This window comes from Vibrio sp. 1S139, from assembly GCF_041439475.1.
GTDB classification, from domain to species: Bacteria; Pseudomonadota; Gammaproteobacteria; order Enterobacterales; family Vibrionaceae; genus Vibrio; species Vibrio crassostreae_C.
The window spans coordinates 1-20,523 of record NZ_JBGOOD010000047.1; the positions used below are offsets into that span (position 1 = coordinate 1).

The following is a 20,523-nucleotide window of genomic DNA, read 5'->3' on the forward strand; positions in this document are numbered from 1 at the left end:
ATATTCATCAACGAGTGCCCACACAGATTGATAGGTTTAAATTGTTAAAGAGCTTAACTTCTTGAGCGTTCCTTTTAAGTAAGGAGCCTCTCGAAGTGGACGGCCATTCTAGCGAATTAACATTCAGTGTCAAACACTTTTTGAAAATTAATTTTTTGTCGCTTTCCGTCTTACTGATTCTTGCTGAAGCCTTGTGGCGTCTGCCGTCTCAGTGGTGTCGCATTATAGGGAACCCTCTCAGCTTAGCAACTACTTTTTCATGAAAAATGAATAAATAGGGGTTAACTGCCTAATAGTTCACCTAAACGTAAAAAAGAGAGCATTTCTGCTCTCTTTTTGCTCAAAATCTAAGGGTATTGTTAGATAAATGCGTAAGCATCAGCGTACATATGGTCACGCTTTGCTTCTTTATTCTGAGTAAATAGGTCTCTTGCAGCGCCCGCCATTTCAAAACGACCTGCAATATAGATATCGAAATCAGCTAATGATTCGAAACTTTGCATAACAGCCTCAAGCACATTACCTGTTTGGCCATGCCAAACTTCCGGTGCTTCTTCTACTACCGGTACAAAGTGCACATTGCTATGCTTTTCTGCAATGCCAACCAACTCTTCTTTAGCATATAACTGGCACTCATCTTTTGCGCCCCAGTATAGGTAGATCTCTTTCGAGCTATTTTGCGCGATGCAGTGATCAAGAATAGAGCGCACGTAGCTGAAACCCGTGCCACCAGCAATAAGTAATAGAGGGCGATCGCTTTCTTCTTTGATCCAAGCATCTCCGTGTGGAGCATCAATCGCAATATCGCCATCTTCAGCTTGTGCCTTCTTCATCGCTTCAACCACTTCTAGTGCGTAAGCGTTGTGCTCGGCAGCACCAATGTGCAGCTCAAGCTCACCTTCGTGGCGGCAAGGGCTACTTGCGATAGAGAATGGGCGCTTATCTTTCTCGCCCATTTCAACCATCAGGTACTGGCCCGCTTTAAAAGCGACCGGTGTTTCTGGGTGAAGTAGGATTTGGTAAGTATTACAAGCCAAAGGCTCGATAGACTTCACTTTACATTTAATAGTCATGTTCTTCCTCTTACTAACCCTTAATCGGCAAAGGTTAGAACTAAATTACTTTCTGCAAATGCTTGGCAAGCAAAAATCCAGCCTTGTTGCTGCTCTTTCTCTGTGAGCATGGGTTCAAGGTGGTAACTCACTTGCCCTTCTAATTTTTTGCACATACACATTGCGCATGCGCCAACTTGGCAACGGTTTGGGAAATAGATATCGCTGTTGAGCGCAGCATCCAAGACCGTTTGCCCTTTTTCTACTGTGAAACTGATGTTTTCTGGGTATAAGACTACTTGGTAGCTCATGAAATTCCTAGCTGTTCCCAGATGCTATCAATCTTTTTCACAACATCAGGATCTTTTGTGATTGGTACACCCCACTCACGCAGGCATTCACCTTCCCACTTATTGGTCGCATCGAGACCCATTTTTGAGTGTCCAGTTTCGTTCTGCAGGAATAACGTATCTCTCGCCGGATCCATTCTTGTCGTTACAGCCCAAATGATGTCATTCCAATCACTCACATTGACATCGCCATCACACACGATAACAAACTTGTTCTCATCAAATTGAGACCAAACCGCTTCCATGATTTTCTTACCATTACCGGCAGCTTGCTTATCAATAGACACCACAACCATGCTGGCATTGTCGTTTTGCAGGTGAACATCAATAATTTCAGGATGAACCTTGGTTAACTCAGCCAAGCTACCCTCTATATGTTCACTATTTACAGGTGCTGTTTGGACATCTGGCGATAACGCTAACTCTGCGTCCCACTTCTTAGTGATATCTAGACCCATCTTAGAACCTAACCCAACCACGGGTGAGGCAAAATCCAATGAATCGATCGGCGTGTTCTCTATCATCAGGCTATCGCGTGACGGATCCATATGTTCGCACATCGCTGCGGTTACTTGAGACCAATCACGTGCATTCACATCTTCATCACACACCAATACAAATTTGGTGTACATGAATTGGCGTAAGAAAGACCATACACCCATCATCACTCGCTTAGCGTGACCTGGGTATTGCTTCTTCATGGTCACGACTGCCATTCGGTACGAACAACCTTCAGGCGGTAGATAGAAATCTTCAATCTCTGGGAACTGCTTTTGAAGAATAGGCACAAACACTTCATTTAGCGCAACACCCAATACCGCTGGCTCATCAGGTGGACGGCCAGTATAGGTGCTGTGATAGATAGGGTTCTCGCGCATGGTTACATGAGTAATAGTAAACACATGGTGCTTTTCTTTCTCGTTGTAGTAACCAGTATGATCTCCGTAAGGCCCTTCATCTGCGAATTCATTCGGGTCGATGTAACCTTCCATCACGATTTCTGCACTTGCGGGAACTTCTAAGTCGTTGCTGATTGATTTAACGACCTCAGTTTTACTACCACGTAGTAAGCCTGCAAACGCGTACTCAGATAAACTATCCGGCACTGGCGTAACCGCACCAAGAATGGTGGCAGGATCAGCACCAAACGCTACCGATACTGGGAATGGTTTCCCAGGGTTAGTTTCCATCCAATCACGCAGATCCAATGCTCCACCACGGTGGGCTAACCAACGCATGATGATTTTATTCTTGCCGATCTTCTGCTGACGATAGATACCTAAGTTTTGGCGTTTCTTGTTTGGACCACGAGTAACCGTTAAACCCCATGTTAGCAATGGCGCGACATCATCAGCCCAACAGCTCATCACAGGGATTTTATCTAGGTCGACGTCATCGCCTTGCCATACCACTTGTTGGCAAGCCGCTTTGCGAAGGCGTTTAGCTGGCATGTTTAAGACTTGCTTAAACACAGGTAGTTTATCAAGAGCGTCTTTAAAGCCTTTTGGTGGCTCAGGTTCTTTTAGGTAAGCAAGCAACTTGCCCACTTCACGCAGTTCTTTGACTTCTTGACGTCCCATACCAATAGCAACCCGATTAGGTGTACCAAATAGATTGGTCAAAACGGGCATGTCATAGCCTACTGGATTTTCAAACAAAAGAGCCGGGCCACCAGCACGTAGAGTACGGTCGCTAATCTCGGTCATTTCGTAGTCTGGATCGACTGGGTGAGAAATGCGTTTCAACTGACCAATACTTTCAAGATGGTCGATAAAATCACGTAAATCTTTAAAACTCATAGGACTTCTACATGCTGATTATTCTGCGCTCAGTATATCAAAAAGGGTGACGCTGAGGTCCCCCTTTTTAGTGTGGTTATTGAGAGGCAAAATCCACTTTACGGTAATGCTTGCTCGATCAAAGAACTCTTCACCTGAGGGTTATCATTGACGAGATCTTGCAACCATCGCGTATGACCTTGTTTGGCGAGTTCACGCGCAACTAATGGTGCTTCATCAGCAATCGCCATCCTAGAGACAAGGAACAGCTTCACCTCTTCTGATAACGGGTTAACTTTGGTAAGCAAAGTAATCGCTTCATCTTTCAAACGCGGGTTCTTAGTCGCTGCCATCACCTGTTCAAGCGCGAACGTTTGTTTGGTTTCAGCAAGGCGAACTAGCTCAGCTTGGCTATGATAATCGGCCTTCATTCGCCATAGAATTTTGTAAACCTCTGGGTCTTCGCTCACTTGCGCTAATCGAACCACCACCTCAGTAGAAGGTAACCAACTAACAATAGAAGATGCGGTGAGTTGCTTAGTTAGGTAATCAACCGCTTCAGGAGACAAACTGTCTAGCTCTCTAATGAGCAACGCTTCTCGCGTTTGAACTTGATGTTCAGATCCAGATAACCACTCTTTTAGGTCGAGTTCCTGTTTCTCTGCATCTAGCACAAATACCAATGTCTTCTGATCTTGACGCCATTGTTTAATAAGGCGATTAGCAATTGAAGGGTAATTAAAGGCAGGTACCGTAAACTCATAGCCATCGCCACGTTCTAAGACTTGATAAGTGGGCGTGATAGCAAGTTGCTGCTCGATGAAGATAGACATCTTGGGTGTGAGTACGATTTTTTGCTGTTCAAGCTTCTTCAAGAGTTGGTAACGAGCCACCTCTTGCTGGGGAAATGTCAGGCGCTCAAGCGCAAAGCGTAGCGAATTGACTTCGTCACGTACGACAAGCTCTAGTAGTTCAGCAGTTTTCAGTTTTACTTGATCATTCTCAAGCCAAGACTCTACTGTAAGTGGAGACATCTCGGTGGCATAGCTCATACCAACCGGTGAAAATAACAGTGAAGTAGACAGGAGTAATGATGACAACAGTCCATGTTGCATTTTAACGTCCTTGTAACACTTTTGCTCATTCTGCAAGCTGGCGCTACAAAATGCAAATAAAAAGCGCCACCCGAGGGCAGCGCTTATTAAATACGATCAGCTAATCAATATTACTGACGACGCATTGCGTCAAAGAACTCATCGTTCGTTTTCGTCATTGCTAGCTTGTCGATAAGGAATTCCATTGCGTCGATTTCGCCCATTGGGTGAACAATCTTACGCAGGATCCACATCTTCTGTAGTTCATCGTTCTTGGTAAGAAGCTCTTCACGACGAGTACCAGAGCGGTTGAAATCAATCGCTGGGAATACGCGTTTTTCAGCAATCTTACGGTTAAGGTGCAGTTCCATGTTACCTGTACCTTTGAATTCTTCGTAGATAACTTCATCCATCTTAGAACCAGTATCAACCAGTGCTGTTGCGATGATCGTTAAGCTACCGCCTTCTTCTACGTTACGTGCCGCACCGAAGAAACGCTTTGGACGATGTAGAGCATTCGCATCAACACCACCAGTAAGAACTTTACCTGATGAAGGAATCACAGTGTTGTAAGCACGAGCTAGACGAGTAATAGAATCCAGTAGGATAACTACATCTTTCTTGTGTTCAACAAGGCGCTTCGCTTTCTCGATAACCATTTCTGCAACTTGTACGTGGCGAGATGCTGGCTCATCGAATGTTGAAGCAACTACTTCGCCTTTAACTAGACGCTGCATTTCTGTTACTTCTTCTGGACGCTCATCGATAAGTAGAACCATTAGTTCACACTCAGGATGGTTACGTGCAATGCTTTGAGCAATGTTTTGCAGAAGCATTGTCTTACCCGCTTTAGGCGGAGCAACAATCAGACCACGCTGACCTTTACCAATTGGAGATGCAAGGTCAAGAATACGAGCCGTAATATCTTCAGTCGCACCATTACCCGCTTCCATCACCATACGTTCGTTAGCGTGAAGAGGAGTAAGGTTTTCGAAAAGAATCTTGTTACGTGCGTTGTCTGGCTTGTCGTAGTTAACCGTGTTTACTTTAAGCAGTGCAAAGTAACGCTCACCGTCTTTAGGTGGACGGATTTTACCGCCAATAGAGTCACCTGTACGTAGGTTAAAACGACGAATTTGGCTTGGTGATACGTAGATATCATCTGGGCCAGCCAGGTATGAACTGTCGGCGCTACGTAGGAAACCAAAACCGTCTTGAAGAATTTCTAGAACACCATCACCAAAGATGTCTTCACCACTTTTTGCATGCGCTTTAAGGATGGAGAAGATAATGTCTTGTTTTCTTAGGCGAGCTTGATTTTCAAGACCTAAGCTTTCGCTAAGTTTAACAAGCTCAGACACAGGTCTGTTCTTCAGTTCAGTAAGATTCATAGTGGTGGAAGTTTGTTTAGTCAAAATAGGATCTGTTTTCTTAAGTTAAGAAGGATTTGGTCACAGGATCGACCAAGAAGAGAAATTCGTTCAATTAACGTGCGATAAATTAGCACTAAAACTAAGACTAGTCCATAGCTTAGAAAAAACAAAACCGCGCATTTGTTAACTGCACGGTTTCTTTTCAAATGCTGACCTGATTAAAGGTTAGCGTCTAAGAACTCTTTAAGTTGAGTTTTAGATAATGCACCAACTTTAGTCGCTGCTACGCCGCCATCTTTGAAAAGAAGTAGCGTTGGAATACCGCGAATACCAAACTTTGGTGGAGTACCAGTATTTTGGTCGATATTTAATTTACCGATTGTGAGCTTGCCTTCGTACTCGTCTGCGATTTCATCAAGAATCGGCGCAATCATTTTACATGGACCACACCATTCTGCCCAAAAATCAACAAGAACAGGGCCTGCAGCATTGATTACATCGTTATCAAAACCGTCATCAGTTAGCTGCAAAATCTTATCACTCATCTTCCACTCCAATGTATTTTTTATAACTGGTTGGATGATAACCAGTAAATAGATGCCCTATTGGAATGTATTTACTTTCGTATTGCAAGCTTAAGCTGATATTCTATAGCAATGAAAAAGACGCATATCACAGAGCAAAAGTTCGCCGACTTGGATTTACTTCCGCAAGTCATTGAAGGATTGGAGAAAAAAGGGTTCGATTATTGTACCCCTATCCAAGCCTTGGCGCTCCCGGTACTGCTCACCGGCCAAGACATTGCAGGCCAGGCCCAAACGGGTACTGGTAAAACGCTTGCGTTTCTTACTGCTACTTTTAACCACCTGCTAAAAACATCTGAGCATGAAGGGCGTAAGCCTAACCAGCCACGTGCGATTATTATGGCACCAACGCGTGAACTCGCGATTCAGATCTACAACGATGCTGACTCTCTGGTTGAAAGCACAGGTATCAAGGCAGCACTTGCTTACGGTGGCGAAAGCTACGACAAGCAACTAGGTAAAATCGAAGAAGGCGCAGATATCTTAATTGGTACGACTGGCCGCATCATCGATTTCTACAAGCAGAAGGTATTTAACCTTAACCACATTCAAGCTGTTGTTCTTGACGAAGCTGATCGCATGTTCGATCTTGGTTTCATCAAAGACATCCGCTTCTTGTTCCGCCGTATGCCTGAGCCAAAAGATCGCCTGAACATGCTGTTCTCTGCGACATTGTCTTACCGCGTACAAGAGCTAGCGTTCGAACACATGCACAACCCAGAGCATGTTGTTGTTGAGCCAGAGCGTAAAACAGGTCACCGCATTCAGGAAGAGCTGTTCTACCCATCAAACGAACACAAAATGGCACTGCTGCAGACTCTAGTTGAAGAAGAGTGGCCAGAGCGCGCTATCATCTTCGCTAACACTAAGCACAAATGTGAGTCTGTTTGGGGTCACCTAGCTGCAGATGGTCACCGTGTTGGCCTGCTAACTGGCGATGTTCCTCAGAAGAAACGTGAAAAGATTCTTGAGCAATTCACTAAAGGTGATGTTGACCTGCTTGTCGCAACCGACGTTGCAGCACGTGGTCTACACATTCCTCAAGTAACACACGTATTCAACTTCGACCTACCTGATGACTGTGAAGATTACGTTCACCGTATCGGCCGTACAGGTCGTGCTGGTGCAAGTGGTCACTCGATCAGCTTTGCTTGTGAAGATTACGCAATCAACTTGCCACCAATCGAAGAATACATTGAGCACGCGATCCCTGTGTCTGACTACGATGCTTCTGCACTGCTAGAAGATCTACCAGCACCATTGCGCTTACGTACACGTAACCCGCAACAACGCCGCTCAAACAACAATGGCCCACGCAACGGGAACCGTAAACCAAACCAGAACCGTCGCCCACGCCAACCGCGTCATAACAAGGAAGCTTAGTCGCTTATGAGTCAAACAGTGTCACCCCCGCTTTACGCTGCAATCGACCTCGGGTCGAACAGTTTTCATATGCTCGTTGTGCGTCATATCGATGGCAGCGTACAAACCATGGCTAAAATTAAGCGCAAAGTGCGTTTAGCTGCAGGCTTAGATGAAAATAATGCGCTTAGTACAGAAGCCATGCAGCGCGGTTGGGACTGTTTGAGTCTCTTTGCAGAGCGACTTCAAGATATTCCGAAAGAAAATATCCGAATTGTCGGTACAGCGACCCTACGTACTGCTATCAATGTGGATATATTTCTAGAGAAAGCGAACCAGATCCTTGGTTACGACATCAATGTTATCTCTGGTGAAGAAGAAGCTGCGACTATCTATAAAGGCGTAGCACACACTTCTGGTGGCAGCGGCCGCCGACTGGTCGTTGATATTGGTGGCGCAAGCACCGAAATGATCATAGGTGAAGGCTTCTCAGCGAAAGCACTAACTAGCCTGAAGATGGGCTGTGTTACCTGGCTTGAGCGCCACTTTAAAGATCGCCAATTAACCGCAACCAACTTTAACAACGCCATTGAAGCGGCGAAGTCGACGTTGGCTCCTATCCTAGATAGCTACACTGATATCGGATGGGATGTGTGTGTGGGCGCCAGCGGTACCGTTCAAGCACTGCAAGAGATCATGTTGGCGCAAGGCATGGATGAAGTGATTACTCATGCCAAACTTAAGCGTCTACAGAAACAAGCGATGATTACTGAGCGCTTGGAAGAGCTAGAAATCGAAGGACTTACCCTTGAACGCGCATTAGTGTTCCCGAGTGGCCTTTCTATTCTTATTGCTATTTTTGAGCTGCTTGAAATAGATTCAATGACACTCGCAGGCGGCGCACTCCGTGAAGGCCTAGCCTACGAGATGGTTGATGAGCTACGCCAAGAAGATATCCGAGCGCGTACCATTAAGAGTGTTCAATCACGCTACCAAATGGACGTAAGCTACGGTGAACAAGTAGCAGTAGTCGCACAAACGCTGCTAGACCAAGCGGGCGCCGAAGCGTGGGTTTCAGAACCTCAAGCTGGTGTGCTATTGCAAACGGCAGCTAAGCTTCACGAGATTGGTTTAACCATCGATTTCAAAAAAGGCGGTGAGCACAGCGCTTATCTGCTGCAGAACTTAGACCTACCTGGCTTTACTCGAGCGCAAAAGCACTACTTGGGTGAGTTAACTCGTCGCTACCGTGAACAGTTAACCTCATTACCAGAGCAACACGCTATCTCAGGAACCAGTAGCAAGCGTATTTTACGTATTCTGCGTTTAGCTATTTTGCTGACCCACCGTCGTAACCCAGCGCTAGAGCCTGAGTTCAAACTGACGACGAATGACAACAATCTAACCCTAACGCTTTCTAAGCAATGGTTAGCTGACAATCCGCTGACCGCTGCAGAGCTAGAGATCGAGTCGAATAGACAAACCGATATTGGCTGGCCATTGAATATTAAATGCCTCTGATATTAGTATCTGACGCTAGAAATTAAAAAAAGCCCAAGTTAGTAGACTAACTTGGGCTTTTTCTTATCGCTGCATTAATGCTTTGTGTTACAAATCTCAAACTTAAGCGTTCACGCCTGTCGCTTTAAAGTCAGGGTTCACTGCGGTTAGCTTTCTAACAATGTAGTTAAGAAGCACGCCGTACATAGGCACGAACAAGCCTAAGCTGATGATAAGTTTGAATCCGTAATCGACTAAGGCAATCTCAGTCCAATGCTCGGCCATAAATGGATCTGGGCTTTGGTAGAAAGCAATCGCAAAGAATGCGATGGTATCAATGGCATTACCGAATAACGTTGAGCATGTTGGGGCTACCCACCACTGTTTAAGCTGACGTAGGCGGTTAAAAACATGTACATCCAAGATCTGACCCAGTAAATAAGCCATGAAGCTCGCCGCGGCGATACGTGCAACAAACAAGTTGAACTCACCTAGTTGGCTAAAGCCTTGGAATGAACCTTCAAAGAACACCACTGACAAGAAATAAGAAACGGCCAGAGCTGGTAGCATCACTAAGAAAATGATTTTACGGGCAAGCTGCGCGCCAAAAATGCGTACGGTCAGATCGGTCGCTAGGAAGATAAACGGGAAAGTGAAAGCACCCCAAGTGGTGTGCATACCGAAGACGGTAAAAGGTAGCTGAACCAGATAGTTGCTTGACGCAATAATCACCAAATGGAACAAAACTAATAGTGCTAAGGCTTTGCGCTGTTGCGCAGGGGTAAAGTTACTCATGCTGTACCTTTTTAGTTTGGTTTGGGGGTGAGGGAACCCAAATCGAGTCATTTCTTCGAATAATCCAAGAAAGCTCTTACCAATAATGTGAATTTAAAATGTTTCTAAAATTTGCTCTATCGAGCGGCGGGCGATTATACATTAATCAATATTGGCTGCAATGGTGAGAACAGACGCAAACGTTTATCCTCACTTTTATTGGTAAATGGCTTTAGAAACTATGTGTTAAAACACTAGGTTTTAGAAGCGATGCTAAAAGTTAAAAACCGCGCTTGAAAAGCGTCGCGAGATAATCAAACTCTTCTCGGCTTTCTTCAGCGTTTAACGACTCAAACCAAATTGATTCACTGTAATGTTCGGACTTTAAGAACATTCGGCAATCTTCAAAATCAATCAACCAAGAATGCATATCGGCGTCCCATTGCTTTTCAACAACTGACGCTGACAACAACGCCACCAGCTTTTCACCTAGCACTTCATAAGAATCAAAATCAAAACTTGGAGACGTAATCAATAAACGCCCTTCCTCAGCTAAATACTCTCTTAAGCCAAATTCTGTTTGTGTTGTCATGTCCCTATCAACCTTATTCTTTTTCTATTAGTTAGACGTTTCTCGCAAACTAGCCGTGTGTGGTGATGTGTTCTTGAATCAGATCTAGGAATGGGTCTGCGTACTTATCCAGTTTACGTTGACCGACACCGTTGACTGCCAGCATTTCTCCGTATGAAGTAGGTAGTATTTCAGCCATATCAATCAAGGTCGCGTCGCTGAATACCACATATGGTGGCAAGCCATCTTCATCAGCAATCGACTTACGCAGCTTACGCAGTTTCGCAAACAGCTTCTTATCGTAATTCTTGCTGCTTAACTTATCGGACTTAGCATTACGCACCGCTGTATCTAAACGAGGAACAGCCAATTCCAAAGACATCTCACCGCGCAGCAGCGGGCGGGCTTCTTCTGTTAGCTGTAAAGTTGAGTTACGAGTGATGTTCTGGAACAGCAAGCCTTTATGAATCAGCTGACGGAAGATACTGATCCAGTAATCATGACTGTGATCGCGGCCAATACCGTAGGTAGATAGCTTATCGTGACCATTATCACGGACACGAATATTCTGCATACCACGCATCACTTCGACTACGTAGCCCATACCAAACGACTGATTGACACGGTACACACAAGACAACGCCTTCTGCGCTTCTTTAGTCGCATCAAAATGCTTAGGTGGATCGAGGCAGATATCGCAGTTGCCACATTGCTTCTCGCGATATTCGCCAAAATAGTTAAGCAGAACCTGACGACGACACGTTTGCGCTTCAGCAAAGGCACTCATCGCATTCAGCTTGTGCATCTCAACTTGTTTCTGTGGGCCTTCTTCTTTCTCATCCAGCATACGACGCAGCCAACCCATATCAGCCGGGTCAAACAACATCATCGCTTCAGCAGGCAAACCATCACGACCTGCACGGCCTGTCTCTTGATAGTAAGACTCGATATTACGTGGGATATCAAAGTGCACCACGAAACGTACGTTGGGTTTGTTGATGCCCATACCGAAAGCCACAGTCGCGACCACGATCTGAATATCATCGCGTTGGAAGGCTTCTTGAACGTAAGCACGCTCATCGGTGTCCATACCAGCGTGATAACCCGCGGCGCGAATACCGTTATTGCACAGCTTCTCGGTCACCATCTCCACTTTCTTACGGCTACCACAGTAGATGATGCCGCAATTGCCCTTTTGTGTTTCTAGGTAGCGAACCACCTGTGACACGGGTTTGTGCTTCTCAACCAAGTTGTAGCGAATATTAGGGCGATCAAAGCTGCCTAAGTAAGTATGCGGGTCCAGGAGCTGTAGGCGCGAGATAATATCTTTACGCGTCGCATCATCAGCGGTTGCTGTGAGCGCCATGTAAGGCACATGCGGAAAGTACTGTTTAAGCTGGCCTAATGATGCGTATTCAGGGCGGAAGTCGTGACCCCATTGAGAGATACAGTGCGCTTCATCGACTGCAATCATCGAAAGCGGTAAACCTTGAAGACGTTCGATAAAGTCGCGCATCAACACTCGCTCTGGCGACACATAAACCATCTTCAGTTGACCTGAGTTCATGCGATTAAACACACTCATCAGCTGGTCACGTGGCATTGAAGAGTTAATGCACTCAGCGGCAACACCATTGGCCTTCAATTGGTCGACTTGGTCTTTCATCAGCGAGATCAGCGGTGAGATAACCAGAGTAAGCCCTTCACGAACTAAAGCCGGGATTTGGTAACACAAAGATTTACCACCACCCGTAGGCATTATCACCAAGCTATCTCGGCCTTGAACAGCCAAATCAATGACCTCTTGCTGACCATCGCGAAAGCTTTGATAGCCAAACACATCTTGTAAGATGTTTTGCGCATCATTCGCGGGAGTTGGTGTTTGCTCAGCAATCAGAGTGGCGGTCATTGTGGTTCCTAATCGAGGTATAAAGTCAGCATGCGGCATTGGCAAGCAAGTCGCACATTGTAGAGTGGAATGCTGGTGAATTAAACCGCAAATTGTTAGGTGAAAAGGGTTATCGCTCCTATACTGACCAACTCTCTTATAAATCTTATTAATAAGCACTCAGTGCTAGAGAAATATGCATGACACAGGAAGAACAACAACGTACGCGCCAAGGAGTTTTGCTTGCCGTCGGTGCCTACACAATGTGGGGGATCGCCCCTATATATTTCAAATCTTTAAGTGACGTTTCCCCGTTAGAGATCCTCAGCCACCGTGTAGTATGGTCCTTTTTCCTACTCGCTTTCTTACTACACATTGGCCGCAGCTGGCGTAAAGTTCGTGACACCCTGACCTCAAAACCAAAAATGCTCTATTTGGTAGCGACGTCTATTTTGGTGGGTGCAAATTGGCTGATCTTTATCTGGGCGGTGAACTCCAATCACATGCTCGATGCCAGTTTGGGGTATTACATCAACCCGCTGATTAACGTATTGCTCGGAATGCTCTTCCTCGGTGAGCGCTTACGTAAGCTGCAATGGTTTGCTGTAGCTCTTGCTGCGATTGGCGTATTAATCCAATTGATTGCCTTCGGCTCAGTACCGATCGTCGCCATTGCCCTAGCCTTTAGCTTTGGTTTTTATGGCTTGCTGCGTAAGAAAGTCAGCTTAGAAGCGCAAACGGGTCTGTTCATTGAAACTCTGGTGATGCTGCCTCTCGCCGCAACCTACTTACTGTTTATTGCCGATAGCCCGACCTCAAACTTATCGATGAACCCGATGCAACTCAACCTATTACTGGTTGCTGCCGGTGTGATCACCACGGTTCCATTGCTGTGTTTTACTGGCGCTGCAACTCGCTTGAAGCTATCAACACTCGGTTTCTTCCAGTACATCGGTCCAAGCTTGATGTTCTTACTGGCGGTTCTGATCTACGGCGAAGCCTTTACCTCAGATAAAGCGATCACCTTTGCTTTCATATGGGGAGCACTGGTTATTTTCAGCTTTGATGGCCTGCGTAACAACAAGAAGAACAAACGCGCGAAACAGTGATATTGATCGTTTTTTACAAGACAATCCCTTAATACGCAGATAAGCTTGGTTGAATTGATGACTATTTGACCAAGCTTTTTTGTACCATGGATAAAGTCCACTACTACTCTACCCCAACAGAAGATATCAGCCTGATCCAAGCTCAATACCAAGAGTTTGCCTTTCAACGCCACTATCATTTGGACTTTCACATCGGCTTAATTACCCAAGGGCAGCAAAAGTTCGCCTACAAAGGGGCGAGCCACCATGTCGGTGCAGGCCAAGTTGTTATCATGCCACCTGATGAGCTGCATGATGGGCACTCCAAACTCGATTCAGGTTATCAAGTCAGTGTGTTTGCAGTTTCTCCCGAATGGTTTCAAGATCTTGCCGATCCCAAGCAAAATGGTCACACATTGGGCTTTTCTGAGTTGATCCTCTCCGATCAAGCTGCATTTTTACAATTACGCAACTTGCACGGTCTGTTAATCAATCAAGACATCAGCCAACTCGCTCAAGATTGCTTACCATTCGAGGGGTTCTCAACGATTGTCGATCGTTATGCAAAATTTGGATCGAAGAGTGACATCAAACTGGGTAATCAATCGATTAATACACTCAAAGACTATTTGATGGCGAATTTGGACCAGCCAGTGCGATTAGAACAACTGTCTGAGCTGTGCGGCTTAACCACAAATCAATTCCAACGCCACTTTAAGAACAGAATGGGCATCACCCCTTACGCGTGGCTGAGCCGTTTACGTATGGAACAGAGCATGCGCCTGATTAAATCTGGGATCTGTGGTACTAAAGTCGCGCACCAAGTAGGCTTCTATGATCAAGCACACTTCTCCAAGGCATTCAAAACCACATTCGGCGTACCACCCTCACAAATCAACTAAGTGTTGATAATTTACAATTGCTCGATTTCAAATCGCGGTAAGCTACGCTCAATACGATTACTTATTTAATAATAGCGGCAACGTTATTGAGAACTGACATGAACGAAGTCACCATACTGATCACCCTCGCCTCTATCCATTTCATCGCTTTGATGAGCCCCGGCCCTGACTTTGCGTTAGTCGTGCAAAATGCGACACGCCACGGCAGACAAACAGGCTTGTACATTGCGCTTGGTTTATCTTGCGGGATCTTACTGCATTCGTTGCTCAGCCTGACGGGAATCAGTTACCTAGTCCACCAGCAACCAACCCTATTTGCCATTATCCAGTTGGCTGGCGGTAGCTACTTGCTGTACTTAGGCTACGGTGCACTTAAAGCAACCTGGCAAATCATTCAGAACCACGACGATGACGACGATACCGTCAATGCCAAAGATCTGATTCTGACCAACAAGCGTCAGGCATTTTCGAAAGGGTTTGCGACCAATATTCTCAACCCAAAAGCTTTGGTGTTCTTTATTAGCTTGATGTCGAGCTTAGTGCCTGCCGACATGTCTCTATCAGGTAAAGGCTTTGCGCTTATTATCTTGTTTGGTCTGTCTCTGTTTTGGTTTTCACTACTGGCGTGGATGCTTTCGACTAAGGCTCTACAGAAGAAACTTAGCGAAGCAACGGTATACATCGATGGCTTATGTGGCGTGGTATTCAGCCTGATTGGCGCGAGTATTCTTTGGCAGTCGCTGTCCGGTTTAATCGCTTAAATTCGAATCAAGATTACAATTCGTTAACAACGCACTGGCTATCTAATCTTTCCGCTGCCAATCTAGCTCTGCATATTAAAAGGAGAAGATCATGCAGTGGAAAACAAAACTAACAACCCTCGCCACTTCTACCCTACTTTTTGCCTCTCACGTCAGTTGGGCAAATCAAGCTGCCGATTCCGTCGCACCCGAACAAAGTAGTGGTTTAGAAACCAAACAACTCGTTAAAGCCAACGATTGGATGGTCACCGCAGCCAACCCTCTTGCAACACAAGCCGGTGCTGATGTACTTGCCCGTGGTGGTAACGCAATTGACGCCATGGTTGCCGTGCAGCTTATGCTTGGCTTAGTGGAACCTCAGTCATCAGGTATTGGTGGCGGCGTGTTCCTTGTCTATTTTGATGGCAAAGACAAACAGCTCAAGACCTACGATGGCCGTGAAACTGCGCCACTTGATGCCACCCCACGTCTATTCCAAGACGAAAACGGACAACCGCTTAAATTCTATGATGCCGTGGTTGGCGGTCGTTCTGTTGCCACGCCGGGCACGGTGCAATTGCTGTGGGACACTCACCAGAAATACGGCAAGCTCGAATGGGCATCACTGATTAAACCTATCGCTCAGTTAGCTGAAGAAGGTTTTACTATCAGCCCACGTTTAGCCACCTTGATCGAAAACGACCAAGAACGTCTGAGCCGCTTTGCGACAACTAAAGCCTACTTCTTCAATGCCGATGGCAGCCCGAAAGCCGCTGGCACGCAACTTAAGAACCCTGAATACGCGGCAACGTTACACGCTATCTCGAAGGATGGTGCTAAAGCTTTCTACCAAGGTGAGATTTCTGCCGACATCATTAACACAGTACAAACAGCGAAAGGTAACCCGGGCGTATTGGCACAGAAAGATTTCGACGCCTATTCGATCAAGCAGCGCGAACCGGTTTGTTCTGCTTATGAAAGCTACGATATTTGCGGAATGGGGCCACCAAGTTCAGGTGCGTTAACGGTTGGACAAATCCTTGCAATGACTGAGCAGTTTGACCTCAAATCATGGGGGCCAAACGACGCAAAATCTTGGCAAGTGTTAGCAGACGCTTCTCGCTTAGCCTTTGCAGACCGTGGTATGTACATGGCAGACCAAGATTATGTGCCTATGCCAACCCAAGGGTTAGTGAATACTGACTATTTGCAGGAGCGTGCTCAGTTAATTACCGCAGGTAAGGCATTAGACAGCGCACCTTCAGGCACCCCACCGTGGGATCATGCGATGCAGAGAAGCCAAGATGTTTCTATTGAGTTGCCGTCCACCAGCCACTTCAACATTGTCGATAGTGATGGCAATGTCGTATCGATGACTACCACTATTGAGAATGCCTTTGGCTCACGTTTGATGGTTAGAGGTTTCCTACTCAATAACGAACTAACCGACTTCTCATTCAAGACTCATAACGATGGCAAACCTATCGCGAACCGACTTGAACCGGGTAAGCGCCCACGTTCTTCAATGGCACCGACCATCATCATGCAAGACGATAAACCTTACATGGCAATTGGCTCTCCGGGAGGCAGCCGTATCATCGGTTATGTGGCACAAGCGATCATTGCTCACACCCAATGGGACATGGATATCCAACAAGCGATCAACCAACCACACTTCCTAAATCGCTTCGGTACCTTAGATTTGGAAAAAGGAACATCAGCGGAAAACTTCAAACCTGAGCTAGAAAAGATGGGATTTGAGGTCAACGTTCGCGATCTTAACTCGGGTTTACACGCTATTCGCATCACAAAAGATGGTCTAGAAGGTGCTGCAGACCCTCGCCGTGAAGGTGCAGCTATTGGCCAATAGGGAATAATCCTCCCTTTTTACTCGCAGCCTTGTGCGAGATCTCTCACAAGGCAGTGAGTAAATATCGATATTTGATGACGAAATTAGTCACCCACAAACCGTAACCGATTGAAATTAAACAATACGTACATTTATCATTCAAATAATTATATAGAAATTCGCTTATGCACCATTGCTGATAAATAAGGAATCGGTAATATGAATGGTGTCGGAAGGATGCTGACACGGAACAGGAAACGCCAAGGACTTGGTTATCTTCAGGATGAAGATTCGATTACTCAGGATGAATAATCGGCATGGATAGCGAAATGGACATTGAATGGACGCAATAGTAACTAGGATGGTTGCTACTAAGGAAAGACAATGGACACCTCTGGACGAGGAAAGGACTGAACATCAGGATGATGTCAAGGACACCGCTCAAGGAACAAGTGACGCGCGCTAACGAGGATTGTTGGCAGATCAGGATAAGATCAAGGACACCGCTAGGAAGGCGACGAAAGGAATACGCTGAAGGATAACAGCACACTATCATGGATTTGATGCATGGAGCACACTTAGTAGCCGGATTGCTGCGAGTAAGACTATAGACCCCGATGAGCGCAAGCTCTCGGGGTTTTTCTTTATCTGTCGTCCCGCTTTTTCTTCCCCTAAAACAAATAAATCAAAGACCTTTGATTACAATTCTGACATTTAAATAATTCACTTCTTAACCACTTCCGAGTAACGTAAGTCTTACTAGGCTCAACTAGTTTCATAACCATAAGTAAACTAAGGACAAATTCATGTCACACGTTACCTTCAAAGGCGCTGCTGTACCGCTAACTGGCACATTCCCACAAACTGGCGAACAAGCACCAAGCTTTGCACTAACTGCAGGCGATCTTTCTGAACTGACTCTTGCTTCTCTTGCAGGCAAGAAAGTGGTTCTAAACATCTTCCCAAGCATCGACACAGCAACTTGTGCAACGAGCGTACGTACGTTCAACGCAAAAGCGGCAGAGCTTGAGAACACGGTGGTTGTTTGTATTTCTGCTGACCTACCATTTGCTGCAGGTCGCTTCTGCGAACTAGAAGGCATTGAAGGCGTTCAACACGCTTCAACTTTCCGTTCTCCTACATTCGCATCAGACTACGGCGTAGCGATTGCTGAAGGTCCACTAGCAAGCCTAACAACACGTGCAGTTGTCGTTGTTGATGAAAAGGGTGTGGTAACACACAGTGAGTTGGTTGCAGAGATCACTGAAGAACCAAACTACGAAGCGGCACTTGAAGCACTGTAAGATCCCTTCTAGTCAGTCATGTATTATGACCGCTTAAAGCGGTGCGCAATAAAAAAGAGCAGCCATTGACTGCTCTTTTTATTTTCAATAATGAACGGTTATTAGATGCTGAAGTAATAGATTAAAGCTGCTCTAAACGCGCGTAAGCCGTTACTAACCACTTAATCCCTTCACCATTAAACGCCACTTGAACTCGGCTTTGTGGGCCACTTCCTTCGAAGTTGATGATGGTGCCTTCACCAAACTTAGGGTGCTTCACGCGAGAGCCCAAGCTAAAGCCTGTTTCATTGAAGTTCTCTTTCACAGCGGTTTGGCTAAAGCGACCACTGCTTGCAGGGCGGCTGACTTGCGCTTTCATACGCACTTCATCCAGACAGGTTTCTGGCAGCTCACGAATAAAACGTGATGGCTTATGATATTTGTCCTGACCGTACAGACGACGCATCTCAGCATAAGTGATGTAAAGCTTCTCCATCGCACGGGTCATGCCTACGTAACACAGGCGACGCTCTTCTTCTAAACGCCCCGCTTCTTCGGCCGACATCTGGCTTGGGAACATGCCTTCTTCGACACCCACCATGAACACCATTGGAAACTCTAGGCCTTTAGCACTGTGCAAAGTCATTAACTGAACCGCATCGTCAAACTCATCGGCCTGACCTTCACCCGCTTCCAAAGCTGCGTGAGTTAAGAACGCCGTCAGCATGCTCATCTCATTCGCTTCTTCCGGCTTTTCAAACTGGCGCGTTGCCGTTACCAATTCTTCCAAGTTCTCGATACGTGCCTTCGACTTCTCACCCTTCTCTTGCTCGTACATAGCAAACAGACCCGACGATTTAATCACGTGGTCGGTTTGTTCATGCAGGCTAAGTTCCAACGTGTCATCTTCAAGCGCATTAATCAGCTCGATAAAACGACTTAATGCGCCCGCAGCACGACCGGGTAGCACTTGCTCTTCTATCAAAGCAACACTGGCTTCCCACATGGTTGCACCACGATCACGAGCAGCAAGACGAATCGTTTCTAACGTTTTATCACCCAAGCCACGCGTTGGCGTATTAACCACACGTTCAAACGCGGCATCATTACTGCGGTTGCTCATGAGGCGCAGGTAGCTCAAGGCATCTCTGATTTCTTGACGCTCGAAGAATCGCATGCCGCCATAGATTCGGTAAGGTAGACCACCTTGAATCAAAGCTTCTTCAAGAACACGCGATTGGGCGTTATTACGATACAGCATCGCGGTATCTTCTAGCGCACCGCCTTTCTCTTGCCACTCTTTGATTTTGCTGACCGTGAAACGCGCTTCATCTAGCTCGTTATAAGCCGAGTACACAGAGATTGGCTCGCCATCGTTGCCATCGGTCCACAGCTCTTTACCCATACGCTCAGTGTTGTTCGAGATAAGCTCGTTCGACGCCTGCAGAATGGTTTTGGTTGAACGGTAGTTTTGTTCGAGTCGAACCGTTGAAGCTCCTGGGAATTCATCCAAGAACTTCTGAATATTTTCAATCTTGGCACCACGCCAGCCATAGATAGATTGGTCATCATCACCCACGATCATCACGCGACAATCCGGGCCCGCCATCATACGTAACCAAGCGTATTGGATGTTGTTGGTATCTTGAAATTCGTCGACAAGGATATGCTTGAAGCGAGCTTGGTAGTGCTCTCGGATGTGTTTCTTATCGCGCAATAGTTCATGCGATCTCAACAAGATTTCCGCAAAGTCGACCAAGCCAGCACGGTCACATGCTTCTTGGTAAGCAGAATAGATCTTTAACCACGTTTGAGTTATTGGATCATGGTAGGCGTCGATGTGATTTGGGCGTAATCCCTCGTCTTTCTTGCCATTGATCCACCAAGAAGCTTGTTTTGCAGGCCACTGCTTTTCATCAAGGTTTTGCGCCTTGATTAAACGACGTAGCAAACGAATCTGATCATCTGAATCAATGATCTGGAAATCTTCTGGCAGTTTTGCATCTAGGTAGTGAGCACGAAGGATGCGGTGACAAATACCGTGGAAGGTACCGTTCCACATACCCGACGAGCTACCCATCATCAACTCTTCAATACGACCACGCATCTCTGCTGCCGCTTTGTTGGTGAAGGTAACCGACATGATAGAGAACGGCGATGCTTGCTCTACGCTTTGCAGCCAAGCGATGCGATGCACCAACACTCGCGTTTTACCACTGCCAGCACCTGCCAGAATAAGTAGGTTTTCTAAAGGTGCTGCGACCGCCTCACGTTGTTTATCGTTTAGGCCATCGAGTAAAAGCGAAGGATCTATCATTGGATATGCTCACTACTG

At 46.1% G+C, this 20,523-nt stretch carries 17 protein-coding genes; 7 read left to right on the forward strand and 10 right to left on the reverse strand.

Going from position 1 to position 20,523, the window contains the following annotated elements:
- Positions 1–359: 359 nt before the first annotated feature.
- The 6 genes from fre to trxA all read right to left on the reverse strand — a co-directional run bounded on the left by fre (position 360) and on the right by trxA (position 6,192).
- The gene (gene fre / locus ACED46_RS15450; RefSeq protein WP_017059251.1) at positions 360–1,073 is read right to left on the reverse strand and encodes an NAD(P)H-flavin reductase; all 714 of its coding nucleotides are present in this window, start codon (positions 1,071–1,073) and stop codon (positions 360–362) included.
- Between the two features lie 20 nt (positions 1,074–1,093).
- Entirely contained in the window at positions 1,094–1,363 is a 270-nt protein-coding gene (locus ACED46_RS15455) for a 2Fe-2S iron-sulfur cluster-binding protein (protein ID WP_008224727.1), read from the reverse strand.
- Complete coding sequence (gene ubiD, locus ACED46_RS15460; protein ID WP_017059250.1) at positions 1,360–3,201, reverse strand: 4-hydroxy-3-polyprenylbenzoate decarboxylase; 1,842 nt, start codon at positions 3,199–3,201, stop codon at positions 1,360–1,362. Before ubiD ends, ACED46_RS15455 begins: the two co-directional genes overlap by 4 nt.
- Before the next feature lie 98 nt (positions 3,202–3,299).
- The gene (locus ACED46_RS15465) at positions 3,300–4,295 is read right to left on the reverse strand and encodes a hypothetical protein (RefSeq protein ID WP_017059249.1); all 996 of its coding nucleotides are present in this window, start codon (positions 4,293–4,295) and stop codon (positions 3,300–3,302) included.
- A gap of 110 nt (positions 4,296–4,405) precedes the next feature.
- Positions 4,406–5,665, reverse strand: coding sequence for a transcription termination factor Rho (rho, locus tag ACED46_RS15470; RefSeq protein ID WP_017062978.1), 1,260 nt, complete (start codon positions 5,663–5,665; stop codon positions 4,406–4,408).
- A gap of 200 nt (positions 5,666–5,865) precedes the next feature.
- Positions 5,866–6,192: a thioredoxin TrxA gene (trxA, locus tag ACED46_RS15475; RefSeq protein ID WP_371721830.1), complete on the reverse strand. Its 327-nt coding sequence runs from the start codon at positions 6,190–6,192 to the stop codon at positions 5,866–5,868.
- A gap of 111 nt (positions 6,193–6,303) precedes the next feature.
- Between trxA and rhlB the strand changes: the two genes are divergently transcribed.
- Entirely contained in the window at positions 6,304–7,614 is a 1,311-nt protein-coding gene (rhlB, locus tag ACED46_RS15480) for an ATP-dependent RNA helicase RhlB (RefSeq protein WP_017062979.1), read from the forward strand.
- Positions 7,615–7,620: 6 nt separating this feature from the next.
- Positions 7,621–9,114, forward strand: a complete 1,494-nt coding sequence (gene gppA, locus ACED46_RS15485; protein ID WP_371721831.1) for a guanosine-5'-triphosphate,3'-diphosphate diphosphatase — start codon at positions 7,621–7,623, stop codon at positions 9,112–9,114.
- A 102-nt stretch (positions 9,115–9,216) separates the two neighbouring features.
- On the opposite strand, the gene ACED46_RS15490 is transcribed toward gppA, so the two are convergent.
- The 3 genes from ACED46_RS15490 to recQ form a co-directional block, all read right to left on the reverse strand.
- Positions 9,217–9,888, reverse strand: a complete 672-nt coding sequence (locus ACED46_RS15490; RefSeq protein WP_017061333.1) for a 7-cyano-7-deazaguanine/7-aminomethyl-7-deazaguanine transporter — start codon at positions 9,886–9,888, stop codon at positions 9,217–9,219.
- 259 nt (positions 9,889–10,147) lie between these two features.
- On the reverse strand, positions 10,148–10,459 hold the full coding sequence (locus ACED46_RS15495; RefSeq protein WP_017061332.1) for a DUF3630 family protein: 312 nt from the start codon (positions 10,457–10,459) through the stop codon (positions 10,148–10,150).
- A gap of 49 nt (positions 10,460–10,508) precedes the next feature.
- The gene (gene recQ / locus ACED46_RS15500; RefSeq protein WP_371721832.1) at positions 10,509–12,347 is read right to left on the reverse strand and encodes an ATP-dependent DNA helicase RecQ; all 1,839 of its coding nucleotides are present in this window, start codon (positions 12,345–12,347) and stop codon (positions 10,509–10,511) included.
- Between the two features lie 179 nt (positions 12,348–12,526).
- On the opposite strand from recQ, the gene rarD reads away from it, so the two are divergent.
- From rarD to tpx, 5 genes are all read left to right on the forward strand, one after another.
- Positions 12,527–13,435, forward strand: a complete 909-nt coding sequence (gene rarD, locus ACED46_RS15505) for an EamA family transporter RarD (RefSeq protein ID WP_017061330.1) — start codon at positions 12,527–12,529, stop codon at positions 13,433–13,435.
- An 86-nt stretch (positions 13,436–13,521) separates the two neighbouring features.
- Complete coding sequence (locus tag ACED46_RS15510) at positions 13,522–14,316, forward strand: AraC family transcriptional regulator (protein WP_371721834.1); 795 nt, start codon at positions 13,522–13,524, stop codon at positions 14,314–14,316.
- Positions 14,317–14,414: 98 nt separating this feature from the next.
- Complete coding sequence (locus tag ACED46_RS15515) at positions 14,415–15,077, forward strand: LysE family translocator (RefSeq protein WP_017061328.1); 663 nt, start codon at positions 14,415–14,417, stop codon at positions 15,075–15,077.
- A 91-nt stretch (positions 15,078–15,168) separates the two neighbouring features.
- A complete protein-coding gene (ggt, locus tag ACED46_RS15520; RefSeq protein ID WP_371721835.1) occupies positions 15,169–16,926 on the forward strand; it encodes a gamma-glutamyltransferase in 1,758 nt (585 codons plus the stop codon).
- A gap of 785 nt (positions 16,927–17,711) precedes the next feature.
- Positions 17,712–18,209, forward strand: a complete 498-nt coding sequence (gene tpx, locus ACED46_RS15525; protein ID WP_017061326.1) for a thiol peroxidase — start codon at positions 17,712–17,714, stop codon at positions 18,207–18,209.
- A 121-nt stretch (positions 18,210–18,330) separates the two neighbouring features.
- Here the strand turns inward: tpx and uvrD are convergent, their stop codons facing one another.
- Positions 18,331–20,505 (reverse strand): DNA helicase II, encoded by a 2,175-nt coding sequence (gene uvrD, locus ACED46_RS15530; protein ID WP_371721836.1) that lies wholly within the window; start codon positions 20,503–20,505, stop codon positions 18,331–18,333.
- Positions 20,506–20,523: the final 18 nt, after the last annotated feature.